Origin of the sequence: Streptococcus sp. 27098_8_86, from assembly GCF_041432595.1 — a bacterium.
Lineage (GTDB): Bacteria > Bacillota > Bacilli > Lactobacillales > Streptococcaceae > Streptococcus > Streptococcus pneumoniae_F.
Map to the genome: position 1 here is coordinate 1 of NZ_JAPVZW010000006.1, position 21,752 is coordinate 21,752.

Here is a 21,752-nt window from a genome sequence, read left to right on the forward strand (position 1 = left end):
AAAGGATATGAAGTACCAAATGTTCCAACTAACCCAGGTGAGGATACACCAATTAACTATGTTCCAAATCCTAGGGAAGTAGAAAAACCTGCTAAACCAGCTCAACCTTCTCAACCTTCTAAACAAGAAACACCTAAATATGTTGAAGGTCAAAAAGAGTTGCCTAACACAGGTACAGAAGCTAACGCTAGTCTAGCATCGCTCGGACTTCTTGGAGCACTAGGAGGGTTTGGACTTCTTGCTCGTAAGAAAAAAGAAGATTAAATCTAATTAGATTTTCTAATAAGAATAAGGAGTTGGATGGAATATCCGCTCCTTTTTCTTATAGTTTGAAACTATAGGATTGCCTAGGAAAGAAGTGTTAGAGGGGACTAACAGTTTTTGGTATAATGGAAGATATTTGAAAGAAAAGAGAAGTGATATGACACAGATTATTGATGGGAAGGCTCTAGCAGCTAAGTTACAAGGACAGCTGGCTGAAAAGACTGCAAGATTAAAGGAAGAAACAGGTTTAGTACCTGGTTTGGTGGTGATTTTGGTTGGGGACAACCCTGCCAGCCAAGTCTACGTTCGAAATAAGGAACGTTCTGCCCTTGCAGCTGGTTTTCGTAGTGAAGTAGTCCGAGTTCCAGAAACCATTACCCAAGAGGAATTGTTAGACTTGATTGCCAAATACAATCAAGATTCAGAATGGCACGGGATATTAGTCCAGTTACCATTGCCAAAACATATTGATGAAGAGGCAGTTTTATTGGCTATTGATCCTGAAAAGGACGTGGATGGTTTCCATCCCTTAAACATGGGGCGTCTCTGGTCTGGTCATCCAGTCATGATTCCTTCTACACCAGCAGGGATTATGGAAATGTTCCATGAATATGGGATTGACTTGGAAGGTAAAAATGCGGTCGTCATCGGTCGTTCCAATATCGTCGGAAAACCCATGGCCCAGCTTCTTTTGGCAAAGAATGCTACAGTGACTTTGACTCACTCACGGACTCATAATCTTGCCAAGGTGGCTGCTAAAGCAGATATTCTGGTGGTTGCAATCGGTCGTGCCAAGTTTGTGACTGCTGACTTTGTTAAACCTGGAGCAGTTGTCATTGATGTTGGGATGAATCGCGATGAAAATGGGAAGCTATGTGGTGATGTTGATTATGAGGCAGTTGCCCCACTTGCTAGCCATATTACACCAGTTCCTGGAGGTGTCGGTCCTATGACCATTACCATGCTGATGGAGCAAACTTATCAAGCAGCACTTCGGACATTGGATAGAAAATAGGAAAAAAGAAGGTAGAATAATGTCTTACCTTCTTTTTATATAATGCAGTCTAAAATGATATGAGTCCATAAACTATAAATTTGAAGTATGAAAATGCTATTAATAGAATGAAATTTGTATTGGAAAGAGTCTAGAATAGAAAGCTACTTTCATTGCACCTATTTCTTTTGAATGAACTTATCTTGCATACCATTTTATTAGGTTAAATTGATGGAAAATGATTGCAATTTTAGGTGTGTTTTGATATATTTAATATATAAAATATATTATCGAACTTGATACTTGTTTGTGTATTCAGAAGGAGGTTATTTTTTAAAATAAAGTAAGCGCTTACTTTGTATCAAGAAAAAGAAATGAGGATTTTAATGAACAAAAGACTTTTTGATAAACGTTGTCATTATAGCATTCGTAAATTTGCAATAGGTGCGGCATCTGTAATGATTGGGGCTAGTATATTTGGAATTTCAGCTGTACAAGCTGAGGAGGTGGCTTCATCCAATACTCAAACAGGAGAAACAACTGTTCATCAAGCTCAGCCTTTAGATAAGCTTCCCGATGATGTGGCAGCTGCTATCGCAAAGGCTGATGAGAATGGTGGGCGTGAGTTTGTAAAACCCAAAGCTGAGTCGACAGAAGATAAAGTGACTAAGGATACAGAACCTACTAGACCTGCTAACGATGGTAGTCATGAATTGGCTAGTCCTAAAGTGGAAACTCCAAATAAAGTAGAAGAAGGAACCAAGGCTGAGGATAAACAGAAATCTGAAGAGGCAAATCCAAAGCCTGTTGAATCTGCATCAACATCTGGAACAGAACTGAAAGAGGATTCAAAAAAAACTTCTGAAAAGGACCAAGTGAAAGCAGACACAGAGATCAAACCTTCTTCTGAAAAATCGCAAGCACTATCTGGAGAGTCAAACAAAGCTGAAGTTGAAAAGGAAAAACAACTATTATCGGATCGAAAACAAGATTTTAATAAAGATTGGTATTTTAAACTAAATGCCCAAGGCGATTTTTCAAAAAAAGATGTGGATGTTCATGATTGGTCCAAATTGAATCTTCCACATGATTGGAGCATTTATTTTGATTTCGACCATAAGTCTCCCGCGCGTAATGAAGGTGGCCAGTTAAATGGTGGAACAGCTTGGTATCGTAAGACTTTCACATTAAATGAAGCAGACAAGAATAAGGATGTTCGTATTAATTTTGATGGGGTTTACATGGATTCAAAGGTCTATGTAAATGGTAAATTTGTAGGACATTATCCAAGTGGCTATAATCATTTTTCATATGATATCACAGAATTTTTAAACAAGGATGGTAGTGAAAATTCAATTACTGTTCAAGTGACCAATAAGCAACCAAGTAGTCGTTGGTATTCAGGAAGTGGAATTTATCGTGATGTAACTCTTAGTTATCGTGATAAAGTCCATGTTGCCGAAAATGGTAATCGTATCACTACTCCAAAACTTGCTGAGCAAAAAGAAGGGAATGTTGAAACACAGGTTCAAAGTAAGATTAAAAATACGGATAAGAAGGCTGCTAAAGTCTTTGTGGAACAACAAATTTTCACTAAGGAAGGCAAGGTTGTCTCAGAATTAGTTCGCTCTGAAACGAAGAATTTAGCAGAAAATGAAACTGCAGATTTCAGACAAACAATCCTAGTTAATAAACCAACTCTTTGGACGACAAAAAGTTATCATCCTCAACTGTATGTGCTGAAAACAAAGGTTTATAAAGAAGGTCAACTAGTTGATGTAACAGAAGATACATTTGGTTACCGCTATTTTAATTGGACTGCTAAGGATGGTTTCTCTCTGAATGGTGAACGCATGAAATTCCACGGAGTAAGTATTCACCATGACAATGGAGCCTTGGGTGCAGAAGAGAATTATAAGGCTACCTATCGTAAATTAAAACTCCTGAAAGATATGGGGGTTAACTCTATTCGAACAACCCACAATCCAGCTAGCCCTCAGTTGCTTGATGCTGCAGCTAGTTTAGGTCTTTTGGTTCAAGAGGAAGCTTTTGATACTTGGTATGGTGGCAAGAAGACTTACGACTATGGACGTTTCTTTGATCAAGATGCAACTCATCCTGAAGCTAAGAAGGGTGAGAAGTGGTCTGATTTTGATCTTAGAACAATGGTAGAACGTGATAAGAACAATCCGTCTATCGTCATGTGGTCTCTTGGAAATGAGGTAGAAGAGGCAAATGGTAGTCCTCGCTCTATCGAAACTGCTAAGCGTCTGAAGGCTATTATCAAGGCGATTGATACTGAGCGTTATGTCACCATGGGTGATAATAAATTTAGTCGTGCAGCGACAGGTGATTTCTTGAAACTCGCAGAAATCATGGATGCTGTCGGTATGAACTATGGTGAACGTTTTTATGATGCGGTTCGTAGAGCGCATCCAGACTGGCTCATTTATGGTTCTGAAACCTCTTCAGCTACTAGAACGCGTGATTCTTATTACAATCCTGCTCAAATCCTTGGACACGATAACCGTCCAAATCGTCACTATGAACAATCTGATTATGGTAACGACCGTGTTGGGTGGGGAAGAACAGCTACTGAGTCATGGACTTTTGACCGTGATCGCGCTGGCTATGCCGGACAATTTATCTGGACTGGGTTTGATTATATTGGTGAACCAACTCCATGGCATAACCAAGATAATACACCTGTAAAAAGCTCTTACTTTGGTATCATCGATACGGCTGGTTTACCAAAAAATGATTTCTACCTTTATCGCAGTGAGTGGTATAGTGCTAAAGAAAAGCCAACTGTACGCATTTTACCACATTGGAACTGGACTGAAGAGACACTTAAGGATCGCAAGATGCTAGTCGATGGAAAGGTTCCAGTTCGTACCTTCTCAAATGCTGCAAGTGTCGAATTGTTCTTAAATGGACAGTCGCTTGGTAAAAAGGAATATACGAAGAAAAGGACAGAAGATGGACGTCCTTATCATGAAGGGGCTAAACCAAGTGAATTGTATCTTGAGTGGCTTGTGAAATACCAACCCGGCACACTGACTGCGATTGCTAGAGATGAAAATGGTAACGAAATTGCGCGTGATAGTGTGACAACTGCAGGGGAACCAGCAAGAGTTCGTCTGACTAAAGAAGAGCATGTTATCACTGCAGATGGGAAAGACCTATCCTACATCCATTACGAAATTGTTGATAGCGATGGGAATGTGGTTCCGACAGCGAATAATCTTGTTCATTTCAATCTTCATGGTCAGGGACAGATCGTTGGTGTGGATAACGGAGAACAAGCTAGCCGTGAGCGCTACAAAGCTCAAGCGGATGGAACATGGCAAAGACGTGCTTTCAATGGTAAAGGAGTTGTCATTGTAAAATCAACAGAAAAAGAAGGTAAATTTACTCTTTATGCAGATTCTGCTGGTTTGACATCTGATAGCGCAACGGTCGCAACTGTGTCTGGTAAGAAAGAAAACCGTCACTTTGTAGCCTTTGCTCCTGTAAAAGCAACAACTGATGTGACTACAAATCCTGAATTGCCTCAAACAGTAACAGCTATTTATAGCGACGGTAGTGTTGAGGAAAAGACTGTAACATGGGACATGCCATCTGACTTGCTTACAAGTGCAGGTGAGAAAAAAGTATCTGGACGTGTAGAAGGTTTGGAAGCCAAAGCTGAGGCACTTGTAAAAGTGATTGCCTTAGATAAATGGTTACCAAAAGTTGCTACAGTACCAGTTGGTACAACTGCAGCTGATTTGGATAAAACAGTCACAGCTGTTCTGACAGATGGTAGTTTGATCGATACAGATGTTGTTTCTTGGACTTTGAAAGATCCTGCTGCTTTGACCAAGGAAGGGGGACGTACGGAAGCTACTGGTAAATTAGTAGATGATGGCCATGAAGTTACGGCAACCTTTATCGCAAGCAGTAAGGAAACAACAAGTAGCATTACAGGACTTACTGTTGGGGATAAAGCTCTTGAGAACTTCGAGTCTGGCAAGACTTATTATCGTGTATCTCTTCCTTACACTGGAACAATTCCAAGTGTTGGAGCTCAGACTACTGGTTATCAAGTAACTGTTCAGCAAGCTTCTGCTGATAATGGTTATCAGGCCTCGGTCTTCTTGAGTGATCAAAAGGGTGACTTGGTTCAAACTTATTTAATTCAGTTTGTGAAGGAAGCTCCTGCCTTGAAACGTTTGGAAGTAGTTGTGGAAGGAAAAGAAACTGCTACTGAAGATCAGGTTTTAACTTATCGTGTCATTGGTAGTTATGAGGATGGTTCTCAAACAGAATTTTCAGCTTCAGATATTCACCTAGAAGCTAAATCATCTGATGGTGGGCATCTTGAGGTAAATGGTCAGAATCTATTGCTCTATACTAAGGGAAGAGTGACTTTGACACCTCGAATCGATAATCAAACAGAGAAAACAGAATCTGTAACCACTGAAGTGGTGATTAAAGAAAATAAAGTCAGCAAGAAGATTGTGAAACTTCATCCTGTATCTATTTCTACAGACATTAATCAGCAACCGAATCTACCTAAAGAAGTTGGGGCAGAATTTGATAAGGGCTTGCCACGCAAAGTATCTGTAACTTGGGACAAGGTAGATGAAAAAGAATTAGGTCGCTATCATAGCTTTACCCTTAAAGGACATGTAGAAGGCACAGACATTGAAGCTCAAGCAACGGTGACAGTTGAAGGCTTACAAGTTGCAGAGGAAGTCAGCCTCACAGTACCTAAGGGTGAGACAGTTCAATTGCCAGCTAATGTTCGTGCTTACCATTCTAACGGAACAACTATCTACAAAGATGTGGTTTGGGAACAGGTTCCAGCCAACTTTAGTCAAACTGAAGGGGTCTATGAAATCAATGGTCGTTTAGTAGGTAGCAATCTTACAACTAAAGCTCATGTTCGAGTGTCTAGTCAAGTTGTTGCTGGAAATAATATCTCTAAACAATGGACAGGTTCGCAATTGCCAGCTGCCATTGTGTCCAATACAGGAGGAGATGATTCAGCTAATACCTTGAACGACCTGACTGTGTCAAGAACGCCAACAGATGCTAAAAATAGATGGACTACTTGGAGAACAAATACTGATAATGATTGGGCTTCTATCTTGTTTGGTAATTCAGGAGACTTGACGAAACGTTTTGTCAACAATTTGTCAGTTGATTTCTATACTGATGGAGCAATTGGTCTTCCAAAAGAATATGTAGTTGAATATTATGTAGGTAAAGAAATTCCAGATTTACCAAGTGATGTCAGCAATGCTCAGCGTGATACTAATCATCCATTTAATAATCCAGCCAACTGGAAGGCAGTTGAAAACTTACATGCTCCAAGCCAGCTATCTGCAACTCAAACCAATCACTTTACCTTTGACAAGGTAGAAACCTATGCTGTTCGTCTTCGAATGAAAAAGGCTGAAGGTACTGCGGGAGTTGGTCTGACAGAGCTAACTGTCCTTGGAAACAAGGTCTTAAGTGAAACAAGTTCAGATATTTCTATCAAAGTAGATGGCAAGGATCTTGAACACTTTAATCCATCGAAAACAGATTATTATATTCCTCAATCTAGCAAGGAAATTACTGCAACAGCTAGCAACAATGGTTTGGTTACTCTTGTTCCAGCAACAAGTCCAAAAGGTGCGACACGTCTTATTTTGAAGGCTGAAGATGGTACTATTTTAAAAGAATATCGAATCTACCGTAATGATGAAAAAGATACAAGTCTACCTTTAGCAGCTGAAAATGGTGCAACTACTTTGAAGCTCGGATATACCCTTCAACTTCCATCAGAGGTCACTGTTTATTATCCAACTTCAACTACTTGGACTACAGATAAACTGGCAGTGAAATGGGATGCTATTCCTGAACATGCGACAGAGCATGAGGGAAGATTCCAAGTAACTGGTCATGTCATCGGTACAAATCTAACAACTACCATGCAAGTCACAGTTGTAGCTAAAGGAAATCAAGTCATCTCAGAAAATCCAAGCAACAATGAAACAGATTCTAAAGCCTTTGCTTCAACAACGAACGATACACAAGCAGCTTCACATGATAGAATTTTCTATATCAATGATGGAAAATTTAATGAGGATGGACGTTGGACAAACTGGTCTCGTACACCAAAAAATCAAGAAACTTCTGTGGGAATATTGTTCAAGAAGAACGGTAACATTACCTCACAAGCTATTGGAAAAGTTGCCATGCAGTTCTTTAAAGATAGTGGAACAGATGCTCCAGAGAAAATGGTTCTAGAAAGATATATTGGTCCAGAATTTACAGAACCAAGTACGATTTCTCGTTACGAAGAAAATGCCGATCATCCATTTAACAAGGCAGAAAATTGGGCACCAATTCCTTACAAAGCTTCTGGAGAATTAGTAGCTGGGAAACTAATCGAGTTTAACTTTGAACCGGTTCAAACGACAGCTATTCGTGCTCGAATGACTCGTAAGTCTACTACTAACGGGTTAGCAGTAGTCGAATTTACAGCCTACTCTGCAGGCAAGGGAGCAGAAGTCGAAACACCGTCAGCGACTATTTCAATCGATGGAAAAGCATTGGAAAACTTTGATCCAAATGTGACAGAGTACACCCTAACAACAATGGGAACTAAACCAAAAGTCACTGCGACAACTAGTGGACATGGAGTAGTCACGGTAGTGGATCATGGAAATACAAATCTTCCAACACTTGTTCGTCTTGTTTCCAAAGATGGAAATCTGGTGAAAGAATATCGTTTACACTTTAAGTCTACCTTCCAAACAACACCGACTGAAGGCGTTAAGAACTTAGTAGCAGAAACTCCAAGTTTAGAAATTGAAAAGACTCCACTTCCGTTTAAAGAAGTTATTCGTGAAACCCCTGAACTTGCTCAAGGTCAACGTCGTATAGTTTCTGAAGGACAAGCTGGAGAAAAAGTTGACTATATTCAAGTTTTGGGAACTACTAGAACTCTTGTTCATTCTGAACAAAGAAAGGCTCAGGATCGTATTATTGAGGTAGGAGTAAAACCATCTATTTCAAATAGTAAGGGTGAGGAACCTTCGCCAGTAAACGAAGTTCCAGAATTCAAAGGCGGTGCTAACTTTGTAGAAGCAGCAGTGAACGAAGTTCCAGAATTCAAAGGTGGTGCTAACTTTGTAGAAGCAGCAGTAAATGAAGTTCCAGAATACACAGGAATTCTAGCCACAGTAGGAGATCAAGCAGTACCAAGTGTTGAGAAACCTGAATTTAAGGGTGGCGTTAATGCTGTAATGGCTCTAGAACATAAACTTCCAGAGTACCGTGGTATTCTAGCTACAGTAGGGAATCAACCAGCACCGACAGTAGAAAAACCAGAGTTTAAACTAAGTTCGTTAGAAAAAGCTCAGACTCCAGAAGTACCAGTTCAAGTTGCCAAGGAAGACAAGAGATTGCCAGAAACTGGTGAAAAACAGTCAGAAACAGCTATTTTCTTGGCAGGTGTTACCTTGGCCTTATCAGCAGCTTTATTAACTGCAAAACGCAAAGAAGACTAGTCTATGCGCCTAATACCATTCTATTTGTATAGATTGGTAGAAGATAAAAAATGAATCGATAAATGAGTCGAATAGATGGAGAGGACCAATTAGGCCTCTCCGTCTTTACTAGTGAAAATGGAATCGTTTACTTTCGTGTTGGGACGAAAGGAGAGTAGGGGGGCTTTGTCCCCTCTTTTTCTATATGAACGAAGAGATTTATATTTAAGATGCAAGGTAGATAGACTTTATAGTATAATGAATAGAGAGGAAAAAACAATGAAAGTGATTGAGCAAGCATTATTAGAAAAAGTTATTATTGAACGTTCTCGTACCAGTCATAAAGGAGACTATGGCCGTCTGCTGTTACTGGGTGGGACTTATCCTTATGGTGGTGCTATCATCATGGCTGCTTTGGCAGCTGTTAAAAGTGGAGCTGGTTTGGTGACCGTTGGAACAGATAGGGAAAATATCCCAGCTTTGCACAGTCATTTACCTGAGGCTATGGCCTTTTCTCTTCAAGACCAACAACTGTTAAAAGAGCAGTTGGAGAGGGCAGAAGTGGTCTTAGTGGGACCTGGTTTACGAGACGATGCTTTTGGAGAAAATCTAGTAAAACAGGTCTTTGCTAGCTTAAAAAAGAATCAGATTTTGATTGTAGACGGAGGGGCCTTAACTATCATTGCTAGGACAAGTTTGTCGTTTCCATCTAACCAGCTTATCCTAACTCCCCACCAAAAAGAATGGGAAAAGCTGTCTGGTATTGCTATTGATAAGCAAAAGGAAGATGCAACGGCTAATGCCCTAACTTCCTTCCCTCAAGGAACCATTTTGGTGGAGAAAGGTCCAGCTACTCGTATTTGGCAAGTTGGCCAATCTTATTATTACCAGTTACAAGTTGGCGGTCCCTATCAGGCGACTGGGGGAATGGGAGATACTCTGGCTGGGATGATTGCAGGATTTGTAGGCCAATTCCGACAGGCCAGTCTCTACGAACGTGTGGCAGTGGCAACCCATCTTCATTCAGCCATAGCCCAAGAACTATCTCAAGAACATTATGTGGTCTTGCCGACGGAAATCAGCTCTTATCTGCCCAAAATAATGAAAAAAATATCTCAAAAAGGCACCTGATGGCTTCAGGCGCCTTTATATCTTTTAGAAAAATCCTTTAATCTTTCCAACGAGGCCATCTAGACCTTCAGAACCAGAAATCAACTGCTGAGCTTGAGAGAAGTATTCTCCAAGCTGTTCTTGATTTTCTGCAACAAATGTTTTTGCAGCTTCGAAATCTTTTGTTTCGATTAGCTCTTTTACTTGATTAAACAAATCTAATGGGTTCATCTTATGTCTCCTTTTCTGTATAATACTATTCAAACATTTTATAAAAATTTTTTCAAGCAAAGAGATTTTTCTATCGAAGTTGAGGGGTGTCAAACAGGGCTTTTTTTGATATAATTTTTAATGATGAATTCGAGAACTAATCGGTATGTGGTTGTTGATTTAGAGGCCACTAGCACCGGAAGCAAGGCAAAAATTATTCAAGTGGGTATTGTGGTGATTGAAAATGGTGAAATCGTCGATCAGTATGGGACGGATGTCAATCCTCATGAGCCCTTGGATTCTCATATAAAAGAATTGACAGGTTTGACTGATCAACGGTTGGCAGTTGCTCCAGAGTTTTCACAGGTAGCTGGAAGGATTTTTGAGCTGGTCAAGAATGGTGTTTTTGTCGCGCACAATGTACAGTTTGATGCAAATCTTCTAGCAGAGTACCTATTCTTTGAAGGTTATGAATTGAGAACTCCACGAGTGGATACCGTTGAGTTAGCACAGGTTTTGTACCCTCAGTTTGAAAAGTACAATCTCGGCATTCTCTGTCAAGAGTTAGGGATTAAGTTAGACCACGCCCACACCGCTCTCTCTGATGCACAAGCAACAGCAGAGCTTTTGCTTTTTATGCGTCAAAAACTTTTTCAGTTACCAAAAGGACTTTTAGAAACGTTGTTAAATCTTGCGGATAACCTCCTTTATGAAACTTATTTAGTGATTGAAGAAGTATATCAGCGACAGTCCCTCCTTTCTTCTCACGATTTGATGGAGTTCCATGGACTCTTTCTAAGAAAGAAAAGTCAGTCTTTAAAACCACGTAAGCTATCTAAGGAGTTTACTAAAAATATGTCCTTGTTAGGCTTGGATGAACGTCCTCAGCAAGTTGAATTTGCAGAAAAAGTTGAGCAGTTATTAAAGGAACAGAAAACCGCGTTTATTCAAGCCCAAACGGGACTTGGAAAGACTTATGGTTACATGCTGCCGGCTTTGAGCATGGAAAGTGAAGGGGGCATCCTTGTTAGTGTTCCTACCAAAATCCTTCAAAATCAAATTATGCAAGAAGAAGGAAGGCGATTAAAAGATACTTTTCATATTGATATTCATAGTCTTAAGGGTCCCCAGAATTATTTGAAACTCGATAATTTTTATAAAGTACTTCATAGGCCAGAGTCTAACCGCCTATTCACACGCTTTAAAATGCAAATCTTGATCTGGTTAACAGAGACAGAAACAGGTGACTTAGATGAAATCGGGCAGCTGTATCGTTATCAACATTTTCTAGCTGAACTTGTACATGATGGAAAACTTTCAAAAAAAAGTTTATTTATTTCTGAGGACTTCTGGCAACGCAGTCAAGATAGGGCTAAATCGAGTCGCCTTTTGTTAACCAATCACGCTTATCTGGTAACACGTTTAGAGGATGATCCAGAGTTTGTCAACAATCGCTTGATAATCATAGATGAAGCTCAAAAAATGCTGATTGCCCTTGAAAACCTCGTCCAAGAGTCTTATCTCCTCGAAGCTTTAGTGACACAAGTTGAAAAGTCCTTGGAAACAGAAAAAGATCTTATTCAGAGACGGTTGCTTGAGAGTATCGGGTTTGAATGTCGCTATTTGATAGATCAGTTTTACTCAGGACTTAAGAATGACAAGTGGTTGGATTCTCTTGAAAACTTACGCCAGCATTTTTCTGAGTTAAATCTTCCTGAGTATAGAGATATGACGCGCTTTTTTACATCGGACCGTGAATTTTGGCTGGCAACTGCTGAGAAGTCTAGTAAGGATGTGTTAATTTGTTCAAGTAAAAAAGGTCGCTTTCTACTAGCAGATTTATTGCCAGAAGATTGCAGAGTGCTTGGCGTATCTGCCACTCTTGAAATCAGTAATAGAGTTTCTTTAGCGGACTTATTAGGATTTACTGAAGCTCCACTTATTACAGTTGAATCTTTACAACAGAAGCAACAAGAAGTTTTATTAGTAAATGATTTTCCTTTAGTAACTGAACATTCTCCTTTAGATTATGCAGAAGAGGTTACATCAGTTATCCATTCCTTACAGGCGTTTCAAGAGCCTTTGCTTGTTTTATTTACGTCTAAAGAATTACTGTTAGCAGTGTCAGATTTACTAGACCATCCTCATTTAGCCCAATATAAAAATGGGGAACCCAGTCAGCTGAAGAAACGTTTTGAAAAAGGAGAGCGACAAATATTACTTGGAACAGGAAGTTTCTGGGAGGGGGTTGATTTTTCTACCCATCCTTGCGTTATTCAAGTAATTCCTCGATTGCCTTTCCAAAATCCCCAAGAACCTTTAACACGAAAATTAAATCATGAATTGCGTCAGGAAGGGAAGAATCCTTTCTATGATTATCAGTTGCCAATGGCCATTATTCGTCTCAAACAGGCTTTGGGTAGAACAATTAGAAAAGAGGAACAAGCTTCCATTGCTGTGATACTGGATAGTCGAGTTGTTCATAAACGATATGGTAAACAGATTAGACAAGCTCTAGCTAAGGAAAGAACTATCAGAGAGGTGAATAGAAACCAGATTACCTCTGCTGTCATTGATTTCCTCCAAAACAACAAAAATGAAAAATCTAAGAAAGAGAAAAGGTGAATATATGAAACGTTCTCTCGACTCTAGAGTCGATTATAGTTTGCTCCTGCCAGTATTTTTCCTACTAGTTATCGGTGTGGTGGCTATTTATATTGCCGTTAGTCATGATTATCCAAATAATATTTTGCCCATTTTAGGGCAGCAGGTCGCTTGGATTGCCTTGGGACTTGTAATTGGTTTTGTGGTCATGCTCTTCAATACAGAATTTCTTTGGAAGGTGACACCCTTTCTATATATTTTAGGCTTGGGACTTATGGTCTTACCTATCGTCTTTTATAATCCAAGTTTAGTTGCATCAACGGGTGCCAAAAACTGGGTATCGGTAAATGGTGTTACCTTGTTCCAGCCGTCAGAATTTATGAAGATATCCTATATCCTCATGTTGGCCCGTGTCATTGTCCAATTTACAAAGAAACATAAGGAATGGAGACGCACAGTTCCGCTGGACTTTTTATTAATTTTTTGGATGATTGTCTTTACCATTCCAGTCCTAGTTCTTTTGGCACTTCAAAGTGACTTAGGGACGGCTTTGGTTTTTGTAGCCATTTTCTCAGGAATCGTTTTATTATCGGGGGTTTCTTGGAAAATTATTATCCCAGTATTTGTGACTGCTGTAACAGGAATTGCAGGTTTCTTAGCTATTTTTATCAGCAAGGACGGCCGAGCTTTTCTCCATCAACTGGGAATGCCGACCTACCAAATCAACCGTATTTTGGCTTGGCTCAATCCTTTTGACTTTGCCCAAACAACCACTTACCAACAGGCTCAAGGGCAGATTGCGATTGGGAGTGGTGGTTTGTTTGGTCAAGGATTTAATGCTTCTAATCTGCTTATTCCAGTTAGAGAGTCGGATATGATTTTCACGGTCATTGCAGAAGATTTTGGCTTTATTGGCTCTGTCCTTGTTATCGCCCTTTATCTCATGCTGATTTATCGTATGTTGAAGATTACTCTTAAATCAAATAATCAGTTCTACACCTATATTTCCACAGGTTTGATCATGATGTTACTCTTCCATATCTTTGAGAATATCGGTGCTGTGACGGGCTTGCTTCCCTTGACGGGGATTCCCTTGCCTTTCATTTCTCAAGGAGGATCGGCTATTATCAGTAATCTGATTGGTGTGGGATTACTTTTATCGATGAGTTACCAGACCAATCTAGCTGAAGAAAAGAGCGGAAAAGTTCCATTCAAGCGGAAAAAGGTTGTTTTAAAACAAATCAAATAAGGAGAAAATCATGGTAAAAGTAGCAGTTATGTTAGCTCAGGGCTTTGAAGAAATTGAAGCTTTGACAGTTGTGGATGTTTTGCGTCGGGCAAATATCACTTGTGATATGGTTGGGTTTGAAGAGCAAGTGACTGGTTCGCATGCAATCCAAGTCACAGCAGATCGTGTCTTTGATGGTGATTTATCAGACTATGATATGGTTGTCCTTCCTGGTGGCATGCCTGGTTCTGCACATTTGCGGGACAATCAGGCCTTGGTTCAAGAGTTGCAAAGCTTCGAGCAAAAAGGGAAGAAACTGGCAGCCATTTGTGCGGCACCAATTGCTCTCAATCAAGCAGGGCTATTGAAAAACAAGCAGTACACTTGTTATGACGGCGTTCAAGAGAAAATCCTTGATGGTCACTACGTCAAGGAAACAGTAGTGGTAGATGGTCAATTGACAACCAGTCGAGGCCCTTCAACAGCCCTTGCCTTTGCCTACGAGTTGGTGGAGCAATTAGGAGGAGACGCAGAGAGTTTACGAACAGGAATGCTCTATCGAGATGTCTTTGGTAAAAATCAGTAAAACGGATCCGTAATCTCTATAGTTTGATAAATACTAAAATATTAATCACTCTCTATAGAGTTATATTTTTTGAGAAGATGATTCGTCATCTTCTTTTTATATTTCGGTGTTTTTACTTGCGTAAAAAAATGTTTTCTAGTATAATAGTTTATTGTGAGCGAACCTCACTTACCCCTTGCAAAGTCTTGGGGTCATTAGACCAAAAGGAGGAACATATCAATGGCTAAATACGAAATTCTTTATATCATTCGTCCAAACATTGAAGAAGAAGCTAAAAACGCTTTGGTAGCACGTTTTGACTCTATTTTGACTGACAACGGTGCAACTGTTGTTGAATCAAAATCTTGGGAAAAACGCCGTCTTGCATACGAAATCAAAGATTTCCGTGAAGGACTTTACCACATCGTTAACGTTGAAGCAAACGACGATGTAGCTCTTAAAGAGTTTGACCGTCTTTCAAAAATCAACGCTGACATTCTTCGTCACATGATCGTCAAAACTGACGCGTAAGAAGGTAAACTATGATTAACAATGTTGTACTTGTAGGGCGTATGACACGTGATGCTGAGTTGCGTTATACCCCATCAAATGTAGCAGTTGCGACTTTTACTCTTGCAGTAAACCGTACATTTAAGAGTCAAAATGGCGAACGTGAGACTGATTTTATCAATGTCGTTATGTGGCGCCAACAGGCTGAAAACCTTGCTAACTGGGCTAAAAAAGGCTCACTTATCGGGGTGACAGGTCGTATCCAGACTCGTAGTTACGATAACCAGCAAGGACAACGTGTCTACGTGACAGAGGTCGTGGCTGAGAATTTCCAAATGTTGGAAAGCCGTAGTGTGCGTGAGGGTCACACAGGTGGAGCTTATTCTGCACCAACTGCAAACTATTCAGCACCTACAAATTCAGTACCAGACTTTTCACGTGATGAAAATCCATTTGGAGCAACAAATCCATTGGATATTTCAGATGATGATTTACCATTCTAATGGACAACTAAAATTATAAAGGAGAAAAAACATGGCTCAACAACGTCGTGGCGGATTCAAACGCCGTAAAAAAGTTGATTACATCGCAGCAAACAAAATTGAATATGTTGATTACAAAGATACTGAGCTTCTTAGCCGTTTCGTTTCAGAACGTGGGAAAATCCTTCCTCGTCGTGTAACAGGAACTTCAGCTAAAAACCAACGTAAAGTAACAACAGCTATCAAACGCGCTCGCGTAATGGCTTTGATGCCTTTCGTAAACGAAGATTAAAGAAAAGACCCGGTTGGGTCTTTTTTTCACGAGCCTTGAAATGAGAGAGCGAGTTTGGGTCCAGTGGACCTCTTTTTCATGAGCTTGAAAATAAGAAAGCGAATTAAAGCCCGGTTGGTTTTTTTTCACGAGATAGTTTTTTCTGACCTTGGCGTGCTATAATGGTAATAGAAAGAGTAAAGGTGGGTAAGTCAAAGATGAATTGTACGATTAGAAATATGATTAAGTCTGATATTGAATCCTTATCTCATGGATTTATGAATCAAGGTTGGACTGGTAGAGAGGAAATTTTGGCTAGATATTTTCTGGAACAGGAAAGTGGGGAGAGAGAAGTCTTAGTTGCAGAGATTGATGGTGCTGTAGCGGGCTACGTTACCATTTTGCCCTCTGCTAAACATGGTCCTTTTGCAGAAGTATATCCAGAATTATCAGATTTTAATGTGTTTGAGCCTTTTCGAAATCAAGGGATTGGGAATCAACTGCTAGAAGAAGCAGAAAAACGAGTCAAGTTTGTTTCGAGTAAGGTCACTCTTGGTGTAGGTTTGCACTCAGGCTATGGCCCTGCCCAGAGATTGTATATCAAACGAGGCTATATTCCAGATGGGACAGGTGTCTGGTATAGAAATAAACCCTTGGAAATGAATGCAACTAGCCAAAATAATGATGATTTAGTTTTATACTTATCCAAGGACTTACAATAAAACTGGAAACTTTTTGAAAATAGGGGATTTAGCTACTTTATGGTATAATGGAAAGAGTTAGATTGAAAGAGGTAGTGAGATGGATGCCAAATTAAGATACAAGGCAAAGAAAATCAAGATTGTCTTTTTTGATATTGATGATACATTGAGAAATTCTAAGACAGGTTTTATTCCAGCTTCAATCCCAACTGTTTTTAAGCAATTACGTGAGAAAGGAATTTTGACAGGTATTGCTTCTGGACGAGGGATTTTTGGTGTTGTGCCAGAGATTCGTGACCTCAAGCCTGACTTTTTTGTAACCTTAAACGGGGCCTACATTGAAGATAAAAAAGGTCAGGTCATTTATCAACATCAGATTGCCAAAGAAGATGTGGAAGAATATATCTCTTGGGCAAAGCAAGAGGGAGTTGAGTATGGCTTGGTTGGGAGTCATGATGCCAAGTTGTCGACTCGCACCGATATGATTAGTGAAGCGATCAATCCAATTTACCCTGATTTGGCTGTAGATCCTAATTTCCATGAGAAAGAAGATATCTATCAGATGTGGACTTTTGAAGATAAGGGAGATGACTTGCACTTGCCTGACAGTTTCTCAGACAAGCTTCGCATGGTTCGTTGGCATGAGCATTCGTCTGATATTGTGCCGATTTCAGGCTCCAAAGCGACGGGTGTGGAAAAGGTTGTGGAATACCTAGGTTTGAAACCAGAGAACGTCATGGTTTTTGGAGATGGGCTGAATGACTTAGAACTCTTTGATTATGCTGGAATCAGCGTCGCTATGGGAATTTCTCATGATAATATCAAAGAAAAAGCAGATTATATAACAAAAACACTAGAAGAAGATGGCATTTTTGATGCCTTAGAAGGATTTGGTATGGTAGAAAAAGAATTGCATTTCTCACAAGTAGACATTGAAACAGTAGAAGGTCCTATCGCGACTATTAAGACCAATCACGGAGACTTGCGTATCAAGCTCTTCCCTGATCACGCTCCTAAAACAGTGGCTAACTTTGTAGCTCTTTCAAAAGATGGTTACTATGATGGTGTCATTTTCCATCGTATTATCAAGGACTTTATGATTCAAGGTGGAGACCCAACTGGTACTGGTATGGGTGGCGAGTCAATCTACGGCGAATCATTTGAGGATGAATTCTCTGAAGAACTTTACAATATTCGTGGTGCCCTTTCTATGGCCAATGCTGGTCCAAATACCAACGGCAGCCAGTTCTTTATCGTGCAAAATCAACATTTGCCTTATTCTAAGAAAGAAATTGCTCGTGGAGGTTGGCCAGAATCGATTGCGGAAATCTATGCCAACCAAGGAGGAACTCCTCACTTAGACCGCCGTCATACTGTTTTTGGTCAGCTAGCTGATGAAGCTTCTTACGCTGTTTTGGACGCCATTGCTGCTGTTGAGACAGGGGCTATGGACAAGCCAGTTGAAGATGTCGTGATTGAAACAATTGAAATCGAGGACTAGGATGAAAATCGGTGATAAGCTAAAGGGGCGTATTACAGGGATTCAGCCCTACGGTGCCTTTGTTGAGCTAGAGACGGGTGATACAGGGCTGATTCACATTTCAGAGATTCGGACAGGCTTTATTGAAAATATCCAAGAAGCCTTGAAGGTCGATGAAGAGGTTCAGGTTCAGGTAGTGGATTTAGATGAATTTACAGGGAAAGCCAGTCTTTCTATCCGCACTTTGGAGGAAGAAAAGCACCAGTTTCCGAGACGGAGACGCTTTTCAAGCGACCGTTTTAACTACGGCTTTGCGCCTCTCAAACGAATGATGCCAATTTGGACCAAGGAAGCCCTTCAACATTTGAAGAATCAGAAGCACTAGTTAGAAATCTCTATCTTTTGTAATGTTAATATAAATTTGCTATAATAAGACCATGGAAGAAGAACAATTATTAAAATCAGGAGAGCGCATTAACCAGCTCTTTTCGACAGATATCAAAATCATTCAAAATAGAGAGGTCTTTAGCTATTCGGTGGATAGTGTTCTCTTGTCACGTTTTCCACGTTTTCCTAAAAAGGGCTTGATAGTGGATTTTTGCGCTGGAAATGGAGCAGTTGGGCTATTTGCTAGCACTCGGACTCAGGCACAGATTTTGGCTGTTGAGATTCAGGAGCGTTTGGCAGATATGGCTGAGCGCTCTGTCCGTTTGAATGGTTTGGAAGAGCAGATGGAGGTCATCTGTGATGATTTGAAAAATATGCCTGCTTACATTCAGGGAAGTAAGGTAGATATGATTTTGTGTAATCCGCCCTATTTCAAGGTGGATCCTCATTCCAATCTGAACGAGAGCGAACATTATCTCTTGGCGCGACATGAAATCACGACCAATTTGCAGGAAATCTGTCGTAGTGCCCAGAGTATTCTCAAATCCAATGGGCGTTTGGCCATGGTTCATCGCCCTGATCGACTTCTGGATATTTTGGATACGTTACAACGGCATAATCTAGCCCCTAAGCGCCTGCAATTTGTCTATCCAAAAAAGGAAAAGGAAGCCAATATGCTTTTGATTGAGGCCATCAAGGATGGCTCGACAAGTGGCTTTAAGGTCTTGCCACCTCTCATTGTACACAATGATGATGGCTCTTATACGCCTGAACTCGAAGAGATTTATTATGGATCATAAGGCTTATATGTATGTGCTGGAGTGCCGTGACGGATCCTACTATACAGGCTATACGACTGATGTGAAGAGACGCCTCGCTGTCCACAGTAGTGGGAAGGGAGCCAAATATACGCGAGCACGCTTGCCAGTCAAACTTATCTATGCTCAAGGTTTTGCCAGTAAGGAAGAAGCCATGTCGGCAGAAGCCCTTCTTAAGCGTAAGAAGAGGCCACAGAAGGAGCAATTTTTATCTGAAAATCAAGATAGAAATTTACTTAGTTATTTTGAAGAATTGTGAGGAGTCCTTTGACTCCTCTTACTTTTGTCAAAAAGCGAAAAAAATGCTACAATAAAGAGAATAAACAAAATGAGGTATTATCATGTCTAAGATTCTAGTATTTGGTCACCAAAATCCAGACTCAGATGCCATCGGGTCATCTGTAGCCTTTGCCTACCTTGCAAAAGAAGCTTACGGTTTGGATACGGAAGCTGTTGCCCTTGGAACTCCAAATGAAGAAACAGCCTTTGTCTTGAACTATTTTGGTGTGGAAGCACCGCGTGTTATCACTTCTGCCAAAGTAGAAGGTGCAGAGCAAGTTATCCTAACTGACCACAATGAATTCCAACAATCTGTATCAGATATCGCTGAAGTAGAAGTTTATGGTGTTGTAGACCACCACCGTGTGGCTAACTTTGAAACTGCAAGCCCACTCTACATGCGTTTGGAGCCAGTTGGTTCAGCGTCTTCAATCGTTTACCGTATGTTCAAAGAACATGGTGTAGCTGTACCTAAAGAGCTTGCTGGTTTGATGCTTTCAGGTTTGATTTCAGATACCCTTCTTTTGAAATCACCAACAACACACCCAACAGATACAGTCATTGCTCCTGAATTGGCTGAATTAGCTGGTGTCAACTTGGAAGAGTATGGTTTGGCTATGCTTAAAGCTGGTACAAACTTGGCTAGCAAATCTGCTGATGAATTGATTGATATCGATGCTAAAACTTTTGAATTGAACGGAAATAATGTCCGTGTTGCTCAAGTAAACACAGTTGACATCGCTGAAGTATTGGAACGCCAAGCAGAAATTGAAGCTGCAATGCAAGCTGCTAACGCAGCAAACGGCTACTCTGACTTTGTTTTGATGATTACAGATATTGTCAACTCAAACTCAGAAATCTTGGCTCTTGGTGCTAACATGGACAAGGTTGAAGCAGCTTTCAACTTCAAACTTGAAAACAATCATGCCTTCCTTGCTGGTGCTGTTTCACGTAAGAAACAAGTGGTACCTCAATTGACTGAAAGCTTTAATGCTTAAAGTTTTGAGTATTAATTCAAATTAGGAAAGGCTAGTTTGCCTTATATCGAAAGGAGTTTTGGCTCCTTTTTTTTCTAGGAGTGAAGCATGTTAGAAAATGGTGATTTGATTTTTGTGAGAGATGAGTCAGATATGGGGCAGGCCATCCAGACTTCCACAGGCAACTATAATCATGTTGCCATTTATTTGGATGGGATGATTTACCACGCTAGTGGACAGGCTGGTGTGGTTTGTCAAGAACCAGCAGACTTCTTTGAGTCCAATCATTTGTACGACCTCTATGTTTACCCAGAAATGGATATCCAGTCTGTGAAGGAAAAAGCTTGCAAACATCTAGGAGCACCCTACAATGCTTCTTTCTATCCAGATGGAGAAGGTTTTTACTGTTCCCAGTATATGGCAGAAATCCTCCCCATTTTTGAAACCATTCCCATGAAATTTGGGGATGGGGAGCAGGAGATTAGTGACTTTTGGAGAGAGTATTACAGAGAACTAGGCTTGCCTGTTCCTCTGAACCAAGCTGGGACCAATCCCAGTCAGTTGGCAGCATCGTCTCTGTTAGAATGTAAAGAAAGGAATCTTCATGATTCAGATTTTTAATCCATCTCGTTTGACGAGACAGCCATTTTTTAGAGAATTGATCCGCTATCTGGACCAGCATGAGGATGTTATTTTGAGAGAAATTAAGGCTCAATTTCCAGATATAGCAGTTGATAAACTCATGGAAGAGTATATAAAGGCAGGCTTGATTCTACGAGAAAATAAGCGTTATTACCTTAATCTTCCCATTCTTGAATCACTCGATAGTCTCGAACTGGATCAAGAGATTTTTGTCAGCGAAGATAGTCCGACCTATCAAGCCTTGTTGGAGCAGGGGTTTGAGACGGAATTACGAAATCAAACCAATGCTGCTATTTTAGTTGAAAAGACGGACTTTGCGCGGACTAAAATGACCCTTTCCAATTATTTCTACAAGGTCAAACATCAGTATCCTTTGACAGAAAAACAGCAGGATCTCTATGACATTTTGGGAGATGTCAATCCTGAGTATGCTCTCAAATATATGACGACTTTTTTGCTAAAATTTCTCAAAAAAGATCAACTGATGCAGAAACGCCGTGATATCTTTGTGGACAGTTTAGTAGTCTTGGGCTATATTGTCCAAAATGAAGATGGAAAGTATGAGTTGGCCGTCGATTTTGATAAGGAAAGATTAACTTTCTACTTGGCCTGATTTCTTTTTTGTGAGCACATTGTTTGACTTTCCTTAGTATTCGGTATAAACTATATGTAACCGGTAACACATATCGGAATAAAACTAAAGG

Annotated in this window: 19 protein-coding genes; 18 read left to right on the forward strand and 1 reads right to left on the reverse strand. The window is 40.2% G+C overall.

Features of this window, described 5'->3' with window-relative positions; all coding sequences use genetic code 11:
- The 4 genes from O3616_RS06455 to O3616_RS06470 form a co-directional block, all read left to right on the forward strand.
- On the forward strand, window positions 1-264 hold a 264-nt coding region (locus tag O3616_RS06455), incomplete at its 5' end, for an LPXTG cell wall anchor domain-containing protein (RefSeq protein WP_371638411.1).
- A gap of 157 nt (window positions 265-421) precedes the next feature.
- Window positions 422-1,279, forward strand: a complete 858-nt coding sequence (locus O3616_RS06460) for a bifunctional methylenetetrahydrofolate dehydrogenase/methenyltetrahydrofolate cyclohydrolase (RefSeq protein ID WP_049552281.1) — start codon at window positions 422-424, stop codon at window positions 1,277-1,279.
- Between the two features lie 365 nt (window positions 1,280-1,644).
- Complete coding sequence (locus O3616_RS06465) at window positions 1,645-8,805, forward strand: SIALI-17 repeat-containing surface protein (protein ID WP_371638412.1); 7,161 nt, start codon at window positions 1,645-1,647, stop codon at window positions 8,803-8,805.
- A 258-nt stretch (window positions 8,806-9,063) separates the two neighbouring features.
- Entirely contained in the window at window positions 9,064-9,915 is an 852-nt protein-coding gene (locus tag O3616_RS06470; protein ID WP_125447940.1) for an NAD(P)H-hydrate dehydratase, read from the forward strand.
- A 24-nt stretch (window positions 9,916-9,939) separates the two neighbouring features.
- Here the strand turns inward: O3616_RS06470 and O3616_RS06475 are convergent, their stop codons facing one another.
- Window positions 9,940-10,125 (reverse strand): hypothetical protein, encoded by a 186-nt coding sequence (locus tag O3616_RS06475; RefSeq protein WP_001068558.1) that lies wholly within the window; start codon window positions 10,123-10,125, stop codon window positions 9,940-9,942.
- Between the two features lie 123 nt (window positions 10,126-10,248).
- Between O3616_RS06475 and O3616_RS06480 the strand changes: the two genes are divergently transcribed.
- The 14 genes from O3616_RS06480 (at window position 10,249) to O3616_RS06545 (ending at window position 21,661) form a co-directional block, all read left to right on the forward strand.
- Complete coding sequence (locus O3616_RS06480) at window positions 10,249-12,729, forward strand: bifunctional DnaQ family exonuclease/ATP-dependent helicase (RefSeq protein WP_371638478.1); 2,481 nt, start codon at window positions 10,249-10,251, stop codon at window positions 12,727-12,729.
- A 4-nt stretch (window positions 12,730-12,733) separates the two neighbouring features.
- The gene (locus O3616_RS06485) at window positions 12,734-13,957 is read left to right on the forward strand and encodes an FtsW/RodA/SpoVE family cell cycle protein (protein WP_061590331.1); all 1,224 of its coding nucleotides are present in this window, start codon (window positions 12,734-12,736) and stop codon (window positions 13,955-13,957) included.
- A gap of 10 nt (window positions 13,958-13,967) precedes the next feature.
- Window positions 13,968-14,522 carry a DJ-1 family glyoxalase III gene (locus O3616_RS06490; RefSeq protein WP_070842492.1) on the forward strand — a complete coding sequence of 185 codons (555 nt, stop codon included), beginning with the start codon at window positions 13,968-13,970 and terminating at the stop codon, window positions 14,520-14,522.
- A gap of 219 nt (window positions 14,523-14,741) precedes the next feature.
- Window positions 14,742-15,032: a 30S ribosomal protein S6 gene (gene rpsF, locus O3616_RS06495; RefSeq protein ID WP_001151780.1), complete on the forward strand. Its 291-nt coding sequence runs from the start codon at window positions 14,742-14,744 to the stop codon at window positions 15,030-15,032.
- Between the two features lie 11 nt (window positions 15,033-15,043).
- Window positions 15,044-15,514, forward strand: a complete 471-nt coding sequence (gene ssbA, locus O3616_RS06500) for a single-stranded DNA-binding protein SsbA (RefSeq protein WP_004269791.1) — start codon at window positions 15,044-15,046, stop codon at window positions 15,512-15,514.
- A 31-nt stretch (window positions 15,515-15,545) separates the two neighbouring features.
- Window positions 15,546-15,785, forward strand: a complete 240-nt coding sequence (rpsR, locus tag O3616_RS06505; protein WP_000068664.1) for a 30S ribosomal protein S18 — start codon at window positions 15,546-15,548, stop codon at window positions 15,783-15,785.
- A 197-nt stretch (window positions 15,786-15,982) separates the two neighbouring features.
- Window positions 15,983-16,486, forward strand: coding sequence for a GNAT family N-acetyltransferase (locus tag O3616_RS06510; protein WP_049510305.1), 504 nt, complete (start codon window positions 15,983-15,985; stop codon window positions 16,484-16,486).
- A gap of 79 nt (window positions 16,487-16,565) precedes the next feature.
- Entirely contained in the window at window positions 16,566-17,966 is a 1,401-nt protein-coding gene (locus O3616_RS06515) for a bifunctional Cof-type HAD-IIB family hydrolase/peptidylprolyl isomerase (RefSeq protein ID WP_371638413.1), read from the forward strand.
- 1 nt (window position 17,967) lies between these two features.
- Entirely contained in the window at window positions 17,968-18,330 is a 363-nt protein-coding gene (locus tag O3616_RS06520) for a S1 RNA-binding domain-containing protein (RefSeq protein ID WP_000689605.1), read from the forward strand.
- A 52-nt stretch (window positions 18,331-18,382) separates the two neighbouring features.
- Window positions 18,383-19,132, forward strand: coding sequence for a tRNA1(Val) (adenine(37)-N6)-methyltransferase (locus O3616_RS06525; protein WP_070842494.1), 750 nt, complete (start codon window positions 18,383-18,385; stop codon window positions 19,130-19,132).
- The gene (locus O3616_RS06530; RefSeq protein ID WP_125447943.1) at window positions 19,122-19,409 is read left to right on the forward strand and encodes a GIY-YIG nuclease family protein; all 288 of its coding nucleotides are present in this window, start codon (window positions 19,122-19,124) and stop codon (window positions 19,407-19,409) included. Before O3616_RS06525 ends, O3616_RS06530 begins: the two co-directional genes overlap by 11 nt.
- Window positions 19,410-19,491: 82 nt before the next feature.
- Window positions 19,492-20,427 (forward strand): manganese-dependent inorganic pyrophosphatase, encoded by a 936-nt coding sequence (locus O3616_RS06535; protein WP_371638414.1) that lies wholly within the window; start codon window positions 19,492-19,494, stop codon window positions 20,425-20,427.
- Between the two features lie 87 nt (window positions 20,428-20,514).
- Complete coding sequence (locus O3616_RS06540; protein ID WP_371638415.1) at window positions 20,515-21,027, forward strand: YiiX/YebB-like N1pC/P60 family cysteine hydrolase; 513 nt, start codon at window positions 20,515-20,517, stop codon at window positions 21,025-21,027.
- A complete protein-coding gene (locus O3616_RS06545) occupies window positions 21,011-21,661 on the forward strand; it encodes a DUF1803 domain-containing protein (RefSeq protein ID WP_371638416.1) in 651 nt (216 codons plus the stop codon). The genes O3616_RS06540 and O3616_RS06545 overlap by 17 nt, the downstream gene beginning before the upstream one ends.
- The last annotated feature ends 91 nt before the right edge of the window (window positions 21,662-21,752 follow it).